This is a genomic window from Caballeronia sp. GAFFF1, from assembly GCF_023630705.1.
Lineage (GTDB): Bacteria > Pseudomonadota > Gammaproteobacteria > Burkholderiales > Burkholderiaceae > Caballeronia.
This window is the reverse complement of the sequence record NZ_JALQEM010000005.1, coordinates 112240-127859: the sequence shown is the minus strand read 5'-3', so window position 1 is coordinate 127859 and position 15620 is coordinate 112240. Positions and strand designations below refer to the sequence as shown.

General features: G+C 63.5%; 13 protein-coding genes. 10 read left to right on the top strand and 3 right to left on the bottom strand.

The features are described 5' to 3' along the window. Positions 1-61: 61 nt before the first annotated feature. Both clpA and clpS read right to left on the bottom strand, forming a co-directional pair. Positions 62-2365 (bottom strand): ATP-dependent Clp protease ATP-binding subunit ClpA, encoded by a 2304-nt coding sequence (gene clpA / locus NCR37_RS02895; protein ID WP_175939639.1) that lies wholly within the window; start codon positions 2363-2365, stop codon positions 62-64. Then, positions 2362-2676 (bottom strand): ATP-dependent Clp protease adapter ClpS, encoded by a 315-nt coding sequence (gene clpS / locus NCR37_RS02890; RefSeq protein ID WP_014190611.1) that lies wholly within the window; start codon positions 2674-2676, stop codon positions 2362-2364. Before clpS ends, clpA begins: the two co-directional genes overlap by 4 nt. 515 nt (positions 2677-3191) lie before the next feature. Between clpS and NCR37_RS02885 the strand changes: the two genes are divergently transcribed. Next, positions 3192-3398, top strand: coding sequence for a cold-shock protein (locus NCR37_RS02885; protein WP_175939638.1), 207 nt, complete (start codon positions 3192-3194; stop codon positions 3396-3398). A gap of 91 nt (positions 3399-3489) precedes the next feature. On the opposite strand, the gene icd is transcribed toward NCR37_RS02885, so the two are convergent. Further along, complete coding sequence (gene icd, locus NCR37_RS02880) at positions 3490-4746, bottom strand: NADP-dependent isocitrate dehydrogenase (protein ID WP_250471436.1); 1257 nt, start codon at positions 4744-4746, stop codon at positions 3490-3492. 226 nt (positions 4747-4972) lie between these two features. Here icd and NCR37_RS02875 point away from each other — a divergent pair, with 226 nt between their 5' ends. From NCR37_RS02875 to NCR37_RS02835, 9 genes are all read left to right on the top strand, one after another. Beyond that, on the top strand, positions 4973-5548 hold the full coding sequence (locus tag NCR37_RS02875) for a pseudouridine synthase (RefSeq protein ID WP_250471435.1): 576 nt from the start codon (positions 4973-4975) through the stop codon (positions 5546-5548). A gap of 349 nt (positions 5549-5897) precedes the next feature. Then, positions 5898-6110 carry a hypothetical protein gene (locus tag NCR37_RS02870; RefSeq protein ID WP_175939635.1) on the top strand — a complete coding sequence of 71 codons (213 nt, stop codon included), beginning with the start codon at positions 5898-5900 and terminating at the stop codon, positions 6108-6110. 332 nt (positions 6111-6442) lie between these two features. Next, entirely contained in the window at positions 6443-6913 is a 471-nt protein-coding gene (locus NCR37_RS02865) for a DUF192 domain-containing protein (RefSeq protein WP_250471843.1), read from the top strand. A gap of 276 nt (positions 6914-7189) precedes the next feature. After that, the gene (fusA, locus tag NCR37_RS02860; RefSeq protein ID WP_250471433.1) at positions 7190-9295 is read left to right on the top strand and encodes an elongation factor G; all 2106 of its coding nucleotides are present in this window, start codon (positions 7190-7192) and stop codon (positions 9293-9295) included. Between the two features lie 102 nt (positions 9296-9397). Continuing rightward, entirely contained in the window at positions 9398-9877 is a 480-nt protein-coding gene (locus NCR37_RS02855) for a cupin domain-containing protein (RefSeq protein WP_250471430.1), read from the top strand. A 113-nt stretch (positions 9878-9990) separates the two neighbouring features. Beyond that, the gene (locus NCR37_RS02850; protein WP_250471429.1) at positions 9991-11652 is read left to right on the top strand and encodes an ABC transporter substrate-binding protein; all 1662 of its coding nucleotides are present in this window, start codon (positions 9991-9993) and stop codon (positions 11650-11652) included. Further along, positions 11649-12668: an ABC transporter permease gene (locus NCR37_RS02845; protein WP_502800477.1), complete on the top strand. Its 1020-nt coding sequence runs from the start codon at positions 11649-11651 to the stop codon at positions 12666-12668. Before NCR37_RS02850 ends, NCR37_RS02845 begins: the two co-directional genes overlap by 4 nt. Next, the gene (locus tag NCR37_RS02840; protein ID WP_250471428.1) at positions 12665-13516 is read left to right on the top strand and encodes an ABC transporter permease; all 852 of its coding nucleotides are present in this window, start codon (positions 12665-12667) and stop codon (positions 13514-13516) included. Before NCR37_RS02845 ends, NCR37_RS02840 begins: the two co-directional genes overlap by 4 nt. Further along, complete coding sequence (locus NCR37_RS02835) at positions 13513-15594, top strand: ABC transporter ATP-binding protein (RefSeq protein ID WP_250471427.1); 2082 nt, start codon at positions 13513-13515, stop codon at positions 15592-15594. The genes NCR37_RS02840 and NCR37_RS02835 overlap by 4 nt, the downstream gene beginning before the upstream one ends. The last annotated feature ends 26 nt before the right edge of the window (positions 15595-15620 follow it).

The following is a 15620-nucleotide window of genomic DNA, read 5'->3' as shown; positions in this document are numbered from 1 at the left end:
CCAAAAAAAAACGGCGCGTTCTCGAAAGAACGCGCCGTTTCTACTTGAAGCTGACTGCGGGTCAATCCACTTCGATCGCTTCCGGATTCGGATTACGCGGCGGCGCCGAGTTCTCGTCGAACGTCAGCTGCACCTTGTCTTCCGCATCCACGTCCACGGTCACGCGGCCGCCGTTGAGCAGCTTGCCAAAGAGCAGCTCGTCGGCGAGCGCGCGGCGAATCGTGTCCTGAATCAGACGCTGCATCGGACGCGCGCCCATCAGCGGATCGAAACCGTGCTTCGCCAAGTGCTTGCGCAGCGCATCCGTGAACACTGCATCGACCTTCTTCTCGTGCAGCTGATCTTCCAGTTGCATGAGGAACTTGTCGACCACGCGCAGGATGATTTCCTCGTCCAGCGAGCGGAAGCTGATGATCGCGTCCAGACGGTTGCGGAACTCCGGCGTGAACATGCGCTTGATGTCGGCCATTTCGTCGCCCGACTCGCGGCGCGACGTGAAGCCGATCACCGCCTTGCCCATCGCCTCGGCGCCCGCGTTCGTCGTCATGATGATGATGACGTTGCGGAAATCTGCCTTGCGCCCGTTGTTGTCCGTCAGCGTGCCGTGGTCCATCACCTGCAAGAGCACGTTGTAGATGTCCGGGTGCGCCTTTTCGATTTCATCCAGCAGCAGCACGCAATGCGGCTTCTTCGTGACGGCTTCGGTCAGCAAACCGCCCTGATCGAACCCGACATAGCCCGGCGGCGCGCCGATCAGCCGGCTCACCGCATGGCGCTCCATGTACTCCGACATGTCGAAGCGCAGCAGTTCGATGCCGAGCGTGAACGCGAGCTGCTTCGCCACTTCCGTCTTGCCGACGCCCGTGGGGCCGGAGAAGAGGAAAGCGCCGATCGGCTTGTCCGTCTTGCCAAGACCCGCGCGCGCCATCTTGATCGACGCGGACAGCGCGTCGATGGCCGGATCCTGACCGAAAACAACCGCCTTCAAGTCGCGGTCCAGCGTCTGCAGCTTGCTGCGGTCATCTTGCGACACGCTTTGCGCCGGCACGCGCGCGATCTTCGAGATGATCTCTTCGATCTCGCTCTTGCCGATGGTCTTCTTCTGCTTCGACTTCGGCAGAATGCGTTGCGCCGCGCCCGCTTCGTCGATCACGTCGATCGCCTTGTCCGGCAGATGACGGTCCGTGATGAAGCGCGCCGACAACTCAGCCGCCGCCGACAGCGCGCCCGACGAATACTTCACGCCGTGATGCTCCTCGAAGCGCGACTTGAGACCGCGCAGAATGGCGACCGTCTGCTCGACGGAAGGCTCGGTGACATCCACCTTCTGGAAGCGCCGCGAGAGCGCCGCGTCCTTTTCGAAGATGCCGCGATATTCCGTGAACGTCGTGGCGCCGATGCACTTCAGCTGCCCCGACGACAACGCCGGCTTCAGCAGGTTCGAAGCGTCGAGCGTGCCGCCCGATGCCGCGCCCGCGCCGATCAGCGTGTGAATTTCATCGATGAACAGAATGGCGTGCGGACGCTCCTTCAGTTCCTTCAACACCGTCTTCAGACGCTGCTCGAAATCGCCGCGATACTTCGTGCCCGCGAGCAACGCGCCCATGTCGAGCGAGTAGACCTGCGCATCCGCTAGGATGTCCGGCACTTCGCCGCGCGTGATGCGCCAGGCGAGACCTTCGGCGATGGCCGTCTTGCCGACGCCCGCTTCGCCCACGAGCAGCGGATTGTTCTTGCGGCGGCGGCACAGCACCTGCACCACGCGCTCGACTTCCAGCTCGCGGCCGATCAAAGGATCGATCTTGCCGTCCTTCGCCTGCTGGTTCAGGTTCTGCGTGAACTGCGCGAGCGGCGTTTCCTTCTGGGCGGCGGCGTCTTCCGATTCCGGATTCGCTTCGCTGTTCGCCTTCGCGGCGTCGCCGCTGTTCGTCTTCGCGATGCCGTGCGAAATGAAATTCACGACATCGAGACGCGTCACGCCCTGCTGCTGCAGGTAGTAGACCGCGTGCGAGTCCTTCTCGCCGAAGATCGCGACGAGCACGTTCGCGCCCGTCACTTCCTTCTTGCCGTTCGAAGTCGATTGCACATGCATGATCGCGCGCTGAATCACGCGCTGGAAACCAAGCGTCGGCTGGGTATCGACGTCGTCCGTGCCGGGCACGGTCGGCGTGTTGTCATGAATGAAATTGCGCAGGTTCTGACGCAAATCCTCGATATTTGCTGCGCAGGCGCGCAGCACTTCAGCCGCGGTCGGATTGTCCAACAAGGCCAGTAAAAGATGCTCGACCGTTATGAACTCGTGCCGCGCCTGACGTGCTTCCATAAACGCCATGTGCAGACTGACTTCCAGTTCCTGGGCAATCATGCTTCCTCCATCACACACTGCAGCGGATGCCCCGCTTGCCGTGCATGGCTAACGACTTGCTCAACTTTGGTCGACGCAATGTCCCGCGTGTAGACCCCACAAACTCCCCTGCCCTCGCGATGAACCTTCAGCATGATCTGCGTCGCAGTCTCACGATCTTTATTGAAGTATTCCTGCACGACCATCACGACGAATTCCATCGGCGTGAAGTCGTCATTCAGCAGCACCACCTTGTACATCGCCGGCTTTTTGAGCTTCTGCTCCTGCCGCTCGAGTACCGTGCCATCCTGCTTGTTGGGATTTATCGCCATACACCCATTCTAAACAACACGGACGCCTTCGCAATTGCCGCTCCAGCACTGGCCGCACGGCCCTATGGTATGGCTGGAGAACGCGCGTCGCGCAGCGACCGTCCATCGAATCCTGCCGGCGCCCAACCTTCGGCGCGGCCCGCTTGCACCTCGTCGAATCCAGTATCGCACAGCTTCAAAAAAAACAAACCGCACGACGGTGGCGCGCTGCCGGGCGTATCACACAAGTGAGACGATTATGCGACTTTTCAAGATGCCTTGCTTGGACGGCGGCGCACACGGGAAAGCAGGAATTACCCTACGAATGTGGACTTTGCAACGAGCTTAACGGCCATCCCAAAAATTCCTTGACACTCGATTTAAGAGCTTTAACAATCAAACTGGCACTTTTTTCCGGGGGCATCGGGCAAAAAAGGCCGAGGGGAGCAGTGAGGAGGGGGCGGTTCGCTGTGGGGTGGGCCGTCGAGCTTTTCGAGCGTGCTCTGGTTGCGACGAGAGTTAGAGGGGAAGTACGAATGTCTACTGGTACGGTCAAGTGGTTCAACGACGCGAAAGGCTACGGATTCATCACGCCCGACGAAGGCGGCGAGGATCTGTTCGCACATTTCTCGGCGATTCAGATGAACGGTTTCAAGACGCTCAAGGAAGGCCAAAAGGTCACTTTCGAGATCGTCCAGGGACCGAAGGGCAAGCAGGCATCGAACATCCAGGACGCAGCCTGACCGTTCGGGTGCCATGAGCCCGTGAAACCCGGCCTCGCGCCGGGTTTTTTTATGCTTGCCCGACCGTCGAATGTGCGCCGCAAAGGCGGCGTCACATGTTCTCGATCATCACCTCGCCGAATCCCGAGCACGACACCTGGGTCGCGCCTTCCATCAGCCGCGCGAAGTCGTACGTGACGCGCTTCGAGAGAATCGACTGCTCCATCGACGCGATGATGCGATCCGCCGCCTCGGTCCAGCCGAGATGGCGCAGCATCATTTCGGCGGACAAAATTTCCGAGCCCGGATTCACGTAATCCTTACCGGCGTACTTGGGCGCGGTGCCGTGCGTGGCCTCGAACATTGCAACGGAGTCCGACATGTTCGCGCCCGGCGCAATGCCGATGCCGCCGACCTGCGCCGCGAGCGCATCGGAGATGTAATCGCCGTTCAGGTTGAGCGTGGCGATCACGTCGTATTCCGCCGGACGCAGCAGGATCTGCTGAAGGAACGCATCGGCGATCACGTCTTTCACGACGACATCCGCGCCCGTCTTCGGGTTCTTCACCTTCATCCACGGGCCGCCGTCGATCAGTTCGGCGTTGAACTCCTTCTGCGCGAGCGCGTAACCGTAGTCGCGGAACGCGCCTTCGGTGAACTTCATGATGTTGCCCTTGTGCACGAGCGTGACCGAGCGCCGGTTGTTGTCGATCGCATACTGAATCGCCTTGCGCACCAGCCGCTCCGTGCCCTCGCGCGACACCGGCTTGATGCCGAGCCCCGACGACTCCGGGAAGCGGATCTTCTTCACGCCCATTTCATCGCGCAGGAAGGCGATCACCTTCTTGGCTTCCGCCGATTCGGCCGGCCATTCGATGCCCGCGTAGATATCTTCCGAGTTCTCGCGGAAGATCACCATGTCGACCTTGTCCGGCTCGCGCAGCGGCGACGGCACGCCCTTGAAGTAGCGCACCGGGCGCAGGCAGACATACAGGTCGAGTTGCTGCCGAAGCGCAACATTCAGCGAACGGATGCCGCCGCCCACGGGCGTCGTGAGCGGCCCCTTGATCGAAACGACGTATTCCTTCACGACATCGAGCGTTTCGTCCGGCAGCCAGACGTCCGGACCGTAGACGCGCGTGGCTTTTTCGCCGGCGAATATCTCCATCCATTGAATCTTGCGCTTCCCGCCGTAGGTCTTCTCGACTGCCGCATCCACCACCTTGAGCATGACCGGCGTGACGTCGACGCCCGTGCCGTCGCCCTCGATATACGGAATGATCGGCTGATCCGGGACGTTGAGCGAGAAATCCGCGTTGACGGTGATTTTTTCACCGCCCGCCGGAACCTGGATGTGCTGATACGACATGGTCGACTCCAATGATGGCCGGACTTGATGACTGGTTGGCGCGGACAGTCGCTGCTGCTGCGCCAGCGCTTTCGTTCTATCCACGGCAGGCGGACGGCAGGCCCCTCGCCCGACGCGGCAATGAGAGAAACGGATCGCGATCCATTATGCATTAAGATGCCGCATTCACGCCCCGGCGCCCTGCCGCGCGGCGCGCACGCCTGCCACCTGTTCCGCTTGTCTGCCGATGCCGCTCATCGCCCTGAATAAACCGTTCGGCACGATCTGCCAGTTTTCCGCCCACGAAACGCGCGCGTCGCTCGGCGACTTCGTGACGGTGCCGGGCGTGTATCCGGCGGGCCGGCTGGATGCGGACAGCGAGGGCCTTCTTCTGCTCACCGACGACGGCGCGTTGCAGGCGCGCATCGCGGAGCCGCGCCACAAGCTCGTCAAGCGATATTGGGCGCAGGTCGAAGGCGCGCCCGGCGACGATACGCTCGCGCGTCTCGCGAAAGGCGTCGATCTCGGCGATTACGTGACGCGGCCATGCAAGGCGGCCTTCGTCGCGGAGCACGACGCCGAAAGGCTGTGGCCGCGCAATCCGCCGATCCGCTATCGCGCCGCCATCCCGACGACGTGGATCGAGCTCGCCATCACCGAAGGGAAAAACCGCCAGGTCCGGCGCATGACGGCGGCGGTCGGCTTTCCGACGCTGCGGCTCGTGCGGGTGTCTATCGGCGCGCTCGACGTGTTCTCGCTCCGACTCGCGCCCGGCGAAAGCGTCCAGGTGCCGGCGCAATCGCCGTGGAAAACCGGGCGCTGAATCGCGTGCGACTAGCGCGCCAGGCGTTTCTCTGAATACACGCGATTTGCCGCGCACCGTAGCTTCGAAGATTTTTTGCATCCGTCTAGCCAAACACTGCGAAATCGCGTCAACCGACTCTTTCGCCGAGGCGTTAAGGGCCACAGATGCCGCACAAAGCTATCCGGCATGAACGAAACACCCTTTCGATTAACCTGTGTGCTCCAGGCTTTTTGAAAGGAAACAAGCGTTCACAGCCGTATCGAGTTTTTGCCGATACGACTGTCAACCGAAAGGTGGATGGCTCGTTTACCGACATGACTCAATGACCGGGTCGTTTGGTTAATTAACTCAAGCTGAGGATTCACAAATGAACAAACTGATCGCTGCTCTCGTCGCTGGCCTGTTCGCAACGGCTGCATTCGCACAAGCTTCGGCTCCGGAAGCGGCTGCTCCGGCTGCTGCGTCGGCTGCTTCGGCACCGGCTCACAAGGCTGCCAAGAAGCACTCGCACAAGAAGTCGCACAAGAAGTCGCACAAGGCTGCCGCTTCGGCACCGGAAGCTGCTTCCGCAGCTCAGTAAGTTCGTTGTAAGACGCGGTATAGCGAAGCTAAAAACGAGCATTACCGCCGTCTTCACGGCGTTAAAGGGCAGATCGCCGAATGGCAGTCTGCCCTTTTGTTTTTGCATCGGGCGTTTTAGTCGTTCAGTTTTGCGCCGCGAGCTACAGTCGCCGCTTTCGCTCGCGCTTTTACATTCGCGTCGTGCTTCAAGTAACATGCGCGGGGCTGCTGTTTCTTTGTTAGCGCGGACGACCGATTTTCAAGGAGCATCGTGTGAATTCGCTGTTGCTTTCCCTGCGCGCGTTGCGCGTGCCGTTCCCTTTCGCTGAATCGATTCGCCGCGCGACTGTCATTCGACGACTTCGCGCGCTCGTCATCGCGATTCTGCTGCCGTTCGCCGCGCTTTCGCTCGCGCACGCCCAGACGATGCCGCCCGGCGCGAAGCAGCCGTCGGAGTTTCCGCGCGCGAAGCTCACCGCCGGCATGTTCGTGATCGACGCCGCCGTGGCCGCCAACGATGCCGATCGCGAGCAGGGCCTCATGTATCGCACGCAACTCGCCGCGAACGAAGGCATGCTTTTCGTCTTCGAAGAGAACGCCGTGCATTGCTTCTGGATGAAGAACACGCTGATCCCGCTGTCGATCGCGTTCATTCGCGCGGACGGCACGGTTACCGACATCGACGAAATGGATGCCGAAACCACGAATAACCACTGCCCGCGCAACAACGGCGTCTACGCGCTGGAAATGAGCAAGGGCTGGTTCACGGCGAAGGGCATCAAGCCGGGCATGAAAATCAAGGGATTGCCGGGCGCGCAGTAGGCCCAATTCGGGATGAACGATAAAAACGGCGTGTCGCCTGACGCGCCGTTTTTTTTCGCTCTGGCCGGGCACGGCAGGACAGTCCGAAACCGTTTGTCGCAACGTTCGGCAGGGCTGGCAAGATTCCTGCAAGAAGCTTGTCTACGCGCTATCCTAAAAAGATCGCATGGGACCGCAGTAACGGCTGAAGCCGTGAGGGCGGTCGCCAGCTTTGCATGAGACCGCAGTAAGGGCTGAAGCCCTAACTGCGGTCGCAATTTCCCACAGGAGGTTCACGTGCCCCGCAAGACTCCCATCGAGCGCTATCGCAATATCGGTATTAGCGCCCACATCGATGCCGGCAAAACAACCACTACCGAACGCATCCTTTTCTACACCGGCGTGACGCACAAGATCGGCGAAGTGCACGACGGCGCGGCGACGATGGACTGGATGGAGCAGGAGCAGGAACGCGGCATCACGATCACGTCCGCCGCGACGACCGCCTTCTGGAAAGGCATGGCCGGCAATTACCCGGAACATCGCATCAACATCATCGACACGCCGGGACACGTCGATTTCACCATCGAAGTCGAGCGTTCCATGCGCGTGCTCGACGGCGCCTGCATGGTCTACGACTCGGTCGGCGGCGTGCAGCCGCAGTCCGAAACCGTGTGGCGTCAGGCGAACAAGTACAAAGTGCCGCGCATCGCGTTCGTTAACAAGATGGATCGCGTCGGCGCGGACTTTTTTCGCGTGCAGCGGCAGATCGGCGAGCGTCTGAAGGGCGTCGCGGTGCCGATCCAGATTCCGATCGGCGCGGAAGAGCACTTTCAGGGCGTGGTCGACCTCGTCAAGATGAAGGCCATCGTCTGGGACGACGACAGCCAGGGCATCAAGTTCACCTACGAAGAGATCCCCGACAATCTCAAGGATGTCGCGCACGAATGGCGCGAGAAGATGGTCGAGGCTGCGGCCGAATCGAGCGAAGAACTGCTCGAAAAGTATCTCGAAGACCATGAAAGCCTGACCGAGGACGAGATCAAGACGGCATTGCGCAAGCGCACCATCGCGAACGAGATCGTGCCGATGCTCTGCGGCAGCGCGTTCAAGAACAAGGGCGTGCAGGCGATGCTCGACGCGGTGATCGACTATCTGCCCTCGCCGGTGGATGTGCCCGCGATTCTCGGCCACACCGAAGACGACGAGGAAGCGGAGCGTCATCCGAGCGACGACGAGCCGTTCTCCGCGCTCGCGTTCAAGATCATGACGGACCCGTTCGTGGGCCAGCTGATCTTCTTCCGCGTGTATTCGGGCGTCGTGAATTCCGGCGATACGGTCTACAACCCGGTGAAGGAAAAGAAAGAGCGGCTCGGGCGCATCCTTCAGATGCACGCGAACGAGCGCAAGGAAATCAAGGAAGTGCGCGCGGGCGACATCGCGGCGGCGGTCGGCCTGAAGGAAGCGACGACGGGCGACACGCTGTGCGATCCGGGCAACATCATCATCCTCGAACGGATGATCTTCCCGGAGCCGGTGATCTCGCAGGCCGTCGAGCCGAAGACGAAAGCCGACCAGGAGAAGATGGGCATCGCGCTGAATCGTCTCGCGCAGGAAGACCCCTCGTTCCGCGTCACGACCGACGAGGAATCCGGGCAGACGATCATCTCCGGCATGGGCGAACTGCACCTCGAAATTCTCGTGGACCGCATGAAGCGCGAGTTCGGCGTGGAGGCGACGGTCGGCAAGCCGCAGGTGGCGTATCGCGAGACCGTGCGCAACAAGGTGACGGATGTGGAAGGCAAGTTCGTCAAGCAGTCGGGCGGGCGCGGCCAGTACGGGCACGCGGTCATCACGCTGGAACCGGACCCGGGGAAAGGCTACGAATTCGTCGACGCCATCAAGGGCGGCGTGATTCCGCGCGAGTACATTCCGGCGGTCGACAAGGGCATTCAGGAGTCGCTCAAGTCGGGCGTGCTGGCGGGCTATCCGGTCGTCGACACGAAAGTGACGCTGACCTTCGGTTCCTATCACGATGTCGATTCGAACGAAAACGCGTTCCGCATGGCCGGCTCGATGGCCTTCAAGGAAGCGATGCGCCGCGCGAAGCCCGTGCTACTCGAACCGACGATGGCCGTCGAAGTGGAAACGCCCGAGGAGTTCATGGGCAACGTGATGGGCGACTTGTCGAGCCGGCGCGGCATCGTGCAGGGCATGGAGGACATCGCGGGCGGCGGCGGCAAGATTGTGCGCGCCGAGGTGCCGCTTGCCGAGATGTTCGGCTATTCCACTTCGCTGCGCTCGCTGACGCAAGGTCGCGCGACCTACACGATGGAGTTCAAGCACTACGCCGAGACGCCGAATAACGTGTCGGAAGCGATCATCAACTCAAAAGGGAAATGATCGCCGCCCGGTGAAGACGCTTCGCCGTGTAATATCGGAAGTCCGTTGCTCGCGCGGTGTCGGCGGCAACGGACTTTGTCTATCCGAGAGACCAGAGGCACCATGAGCGACGCACATCATACTGATTGGCGCGAGAACGGCGTCAAGGTCATCAAGGGCGATCAGCTCGACACCAACACGCCGCAGACGCCGGGCATGAACCGAGCGGCCGCCATCGACGCGGCGCGCGTCGGCGCGCAGAAAATCTGGGCGGGAACGGTCACCATTCATCCGAACGCGAAGACCGGCGCGCACCATCATGGCGCGCTGGAAAGCGTGATCTACATCGTGCGCGGCCAGGCGCGCATGCGCTGGGGCGAGCACCTCGAATTCACGGCCGAAGCCGGTCCGGGCGATTTCATCTTCGTGCCGCCGTACGTGCCGCATGAGGAAATCAACGCGAGCACGGATGAGCCGCTCGAATGCGTGCTCGTGCGCAGCGACAACGAAGCGGTCGTCGTGAATCTGAACATCGACGCGGTTGAAACGCCGGAAGAAGTCTTCTGGGTCGATCCCATTCACAAGCATCCGCACGAGCATTGAGGCGCCGCGCAACCAAGCGGCGCGTTCCTTGCTTCCACGCCGAGACGCGCTGAGTTCGCGTCACTTCGGCGACGTGCGCCGAACAACGACAACACGACAGGAAACGATCACCGATGAATAAAGCATCGACGGACGCGCATCACCTGGAGCTTGCGCGCGGCAACGCGGGCGAGCTGGGCAATCACGCGATCGACGAATTCATGGCCGGCCGCCTCACGCGGCGCGAACTGCTGCGGCACGCGAGCGTGCTGGGCTTCGCGCTGACCGCGGGCGGGCTCTTCGGCATGCCGGCCGCGCGCGCGCAGGGAGCGGGCAAGCCCGGCGGCACCATCCGCGTCGCGCACATGACGCCTGCGGGCGCGGTCGATCCGCTCACCGTCACCGATGCGGCCGGTCTCGTCCTCATCAACCAGACGGGCGAATTTCTGATCGACGACGACAGCGAGACGCTCACGCTTCGCCCTGCCCTCGCGCTCTCGTGGTCGTCGAACGCGACGGGCGATGTCTGGACGTTCAAGCTGCGCCCGAACGTCAAGTTCCACGACGGCCAGCCGATGACCGCGAAGGACGTCGCCGCGACCTTCAACCGTCTCGCCGATCCGGGCGCGGGCTCGGCGGCGCTCTCGGTGTTGAAGGGCGTGCTGTCGAAGAACTCGGCGAAAGCGGTCGACGACCACACCGTCGAGTTTCATCTCGACGCGCCGAACGGCAATTTCCCGTACTACGTTTCCTCCGACAACTACAACGCGGTGATTCTGCCCGCGAACTTCAACGGCCCGTACGAGAAGTCCTTCATGGGAACGGGCGCGCTGAAGCTCGAAAAGTACACGCCGAAGGTCGGCGCGTCGTTCGTGCGCAATCCGGACTACTGGGGCGAGAAGTCGCTGCCCGACCGCGTGCAGTTCTCGTTCTACGCCGACCAGCAGGCGCAACTCCTCGCGATGCAGGGCCGCCAGGCCGACGTGATGGGCGACTTCACCGTGCAGGGCGGCGTCTCGATGCTGACGAACCCGCAATTCAAGGTGCTCGGCGCGAAGTCGAGTTCGCATCGGCAGATCCACATGCGCTGCGACATGGGCGCGTTCAAGGACAAGCGCGTGCGTCAGGCGCTCGCGCTCGCGATCAATCGCGAAGTCATCGTGAAGGGCCTGTTTCGCGGGCGCGCGGTGGTCGGCAACGACAGCCCGTTCGCGCCGGTCTTTCCGTCGAGCGATCTCACCGTGCCGCAGCGGCATCTCGACATTGCGAAAGCGAAGCAGCTGATGAGCGAAGCGGGCGTCGGCAACGGCTTCGATATCACGCTCACGACCGAGAAGTACATGGAAATTCCCGACCTCGCCGTGGTCGTGCAAAACGCGGCGAAGGCCATCGGCATTCGCATCACGCTGAAGGTGGAAAGCCAGGACCTCTACTACGGCTCGGGCACGTTCGGCAAGTCGGACTGGCTCGATTCGCCGCTCGGCATCACCGATTACGGACATCGCGGCGTGCCGAACGTGTTTCTGAACGCGCCGCTCACGAGCAGCGGCACATGGAACGCGGCGCACTTCAAGAACGCGGAATACGACAAGCTCGTCGCGCAGTTCGTCGCCGCGCTCGACGTCGCGTCGCAAAAGAAACTGTCCGGCCAGATTCAGCGCCTCTTGCTCGATGAAACGCCCGTCGTCATTCCGTACTTCTACGACCAGCTGATCGTCACGCGCGCGAACGTGTCGGGCGTGCGCTTCAACGCCATTTCGCAGATGTGGTTCGACCGCGCGACGGTGGCCGCTTGAGCACGATCACGTCTCCGGCGGGCATCGGCGGCAAGCGCAACGGCACGGCGAAGGCGCGGCGCGTGCTGCGCTTCGTCGGCGTGCGCGTGCTGCTGGCGCTCGTCACGCTGTGGCTTCTGTCGATGATCGTGTTCGCAGGCGGCCAGCTCTTGCCCGGCGACGTGGGCCGCGCGATTCTCGGCCCGCTCGCCGATGCGCGCGCCGTCACGGCGCTCAATCATCAACTGGGCGTGGACCGGCCGCTTCTCACGCAATACACCGGCTGGATCACGCACTTCCTGCGCGGCGACATGGGCGAGTCGTATGCGTTTCGCGCGCCGGTCGCGCCGTTCATCGGCGGCGCGCTGTGGAATTCGGCGAAGCTCGGCGCGCTCGCGTTCGTGGTCGTCGTGCCGCTCGGCATCGCGGGCGGCGTGTACGCGGCGCTGCACGCGGGGCGCTGGATCGACCGGTTCATCAGCATCGGCGGACTCACGGCGACGGTCGTGCCGGAGTTCGTGTCGTCCATCGTGCTGATTCTGATTTTCGGCGTCTGGCTGCAATGGCTGCCGATCGAAGCGAGCGCGCCGGCCAACGCCAGCGCGTTCGTGCAACTGAAGCATCTGATTCTGCCGGTGCTGCCGCTCGTCTTCGTGTTCTTCGGCTATATCGCGCGGATGGCGCGCGCAGGCACCGTCGAGGCGCTCGACGCCGACTACACGCGCACCGCGATTCTCAAAGGCTTGCCGCGCCGCGTCGTGATCCTGCGGCATGTGCTGCGCAATGCGCTTCTGCCGACGGTCACGGTCGCCGCGACGCAGCTCGGCTACATGATCGGCGGGCTCGTGGTCGTGGAGACGCTGTTTCACTATCAGGGCATCGGCTCGCTCATCTACAACGCGGCGAAGGCCAAGGACTTCCCGATGCTCGAAGCGGGCGTGCTTACCATCGGCGTGATCTACACGGCGGCGAATCTCATCGCGGATGCGCTCTATGTCGTGCTCAATCCGCGCCTTCGCACCGGAGGCGCGCGATGAGCACGGTCGCTGTCGCCAAAGCGAAGCGGTTCGACGCCCTCGGCGCGCTCGCCCGTTCGGCCACGTTCGATGTCGGCGTGCTGATCCTGCTCTTCTGGGTCGCGTGCGCGTTGTTCGGACACTGGCTCACGCCGCAAGACCCGTACGCCTCCGATCCGTTGAACTCGCTCACCCCGCCTTCCGCGGAACACTGGTTCGGCACTGACCAGCTCGGCCGCGACGTCTTCGCCCGCGTGATCGTCGGCTCGCGCGACATCCTGACGATTGCGCCGCTAGCGACGCTGCTCGGCACGGCGGCGGGCACGGCGCTCGGGCTTGTCGTCGGCTATTTCGGCGGCTGGGTGGATGCCGTGGTCGGCCGCGCGATCGACGCGCTGCTCGCGCTGCCGCTCGTGATCGTGGCGCTGCTCGCGCTCGCCGCCGTCGGCGCGAGCAATACGACGGTGATCCTCGTGATCGGCCTCACCTTCGCGCCGATCACCGCGCGCACGGTCCGCGCGGCCGTGCTCGGCGAGCGGCATCTCGACTACGTGCTCGCGGCCCAGTTGCGCGGCGAAAACGCGCTTTACATCATGTTCGCGGAGATTCTGCCGAACGTGCTGCCGCCGATCATCGTCGAAGCCACCGTGCGCTTAGGCTACGCGATCTTCGCGGTCGCGACGCTGTCGTTTCTCGGCTTCGGCATTCAGCCGCCTTCCGCCGACTGGGGCCTGGCGCTCTCCGAAAGCTACACGCTGATGGCGGGCGGCGCGTGGTGGACGGTCGTCTTCGACGCGGCGGCGATTGCGTCGCTCGTCGTCGCGGTCAATCTCGTCGCGGATGCCGTGCAAGGAGTGCTCGACCGATGAACGGACCGCCGCCATCGGCCTTTCCCGCGTTCGGCGCAGCCAAGGGCAGCGAGACGGACGCGCTGACGGTAGTCGGCCTGACGGTCGCGTATCGCACGCGCTGGCACGAGCGCGATGTGCTGCAAGACGTGACGCTGCGCGTGCGGCGCGGCGAAGCGTACGGGCTCGTCGGCGAATCGGGCTGCGGCAAATCGACGGCCGCGCTCGCGATCCTGCGCTATCTGCCGCGCAACGGCCGCGTGAAGGCCGGCCGCATCACGGTCGGCGGACACGACGTCGCCGCGCTGCCCGCCGAAGCGCTTCGCGTGCTGCGCGCCAACGCCGTCTCGATGGTCTATCAGGACCCGGGCCGTGCGCTCAATCCATCGCTGACGATTGCGCGTCAGGTGTCCGAAGCATTCGAAGCGGCGGGCGCCCCCGCCGACGACGCGCTTGCCCGCACCGCCGACATGCTGCGCCGCGTGCGCATCGCGTCGCCGGAGCGGGTGATGGAAAGTTACCCGCATCAATTGTCGGGCGGCATGCAGCAGCGCGTCGTGATCGCGATGGCGCTCGCGTGCAATCCCGAACTGCTCATTCTCGACGAACCGACGACCGGACTGGACGCCACCGTCGAAGCCGAAGTGCTCGATCTGATCGCGCAGTTGCGCGCGGAGCTCGGCACGGCGGTGCTGTTCATCAGCCACAACCTCGCGGTCATCGGGCGCATGTGCGACCGCGTCGGCGTGCTGTACGCGGGCCGGCTCGTGGAAGAAGGCGCGACCGCCGACGTCTTCGCGAAGCCGCGCCACCCGTACACGGTCGGCCTCTTGCGCTGCCTGCCGACGAGCACGCGCACGAAGGAAACCGGCCGCCTCGATACGATTCCCGGCTCGCTGCCGCTGCCGGGATCGGTCGTGCAAGGCTGCATCTTCGCGCCGCGCTGCAAGATGGCCGACGAACGCTGCGTGAAGGAAGCGCCGCCGCCGTATCGCGTGGCATCGCTTCACGGCGACCAGATGGCGCGCTGTCATTACCACGAGCGCGCGCACCTGTTGCCCCGCTCGACCGACGAAACGCCGCCGCCCGCGCCGCCGCGCGACGACGCGCCGCTCGCGCTGTCGGCCCGTCATATTTCGAAAACCTTCCGTGTCGGCGATGAAGACGTGCGCGCCGTCCACGATGTCTCGCTCGATCTTGCACAAGGCGAAACGCTCGGGCTCGTCGGCGAGTCGGGCAGCGGAAAGACGACGCTCGCGAAACTGCTGCTCGGCCTCGTCGCGCCGGATGAAGGCGCGACGCTCGAACTCGACGGCCAGCGCCTCGCCGAGCGCGTCACGCGGCGCAGCGGCGAGCAGGTCAAGTCGCTGCAGATCGTGTTTCAAAATCCGGATTCGGCGCTGAACCGCGCGCATTCGGTGCGCAGGCTCATTGCGCGGTCGCTCGCGAAGCTCGGCGCGCTACACGGCGAAGCCAAAGAGCGGCGCCTGCACACGCTGACCGAGGCCGTGCGCCTGCCGGAGCGTTATCTCGGCTCCCGCACGCGCCAGTTGTCGGGCGGACTCAAGCAGCGCGTCGCGATTGCGCGGGCCTTTGCGGGCGATCCGCGCGTGGTCGTCTGCGACGAGCCGACTTCCGCGCTCGATGTCTCCGTGCAGGCCGCGATCCTGAATCTGCTCGCGGATTTGCAGCGCGAGCGGCGCGTGAGCTATGTGTTCATCTCGCACGATCTGCATGTCGTGCGCTACCTGTCGGATCGCATCGCGGTGCTGTATCTCGGGCGCATCATGGAAATCGGCCGCGCCGCCGATGTATTCGACGGCCCGCAGCATCCGTACACCGAAGCGTTGCTGTCGTCGGCGCCGTCGCTCGACGACGCGCACGCGGCGCATCAGCGCATCCGGCTGTCGGGCGAGTTGCCGAGCGCGGCCAATCCGCCGTCGGGGTGCGTGTTTCACACGCGCTGTCCGCGCAAGATCGGCGAGATTTGCGAGCGAGAGACGCCGCCCAGCCGCGATGCCGGAAACGGTCACGTCATCCATTGCCATATTCCCGTCGCCGAACTGCGGGCGCTGCGATCGCGCGAAAACGTGACCTGAAGCAAGCCGCTGGAACCAAACGCGCT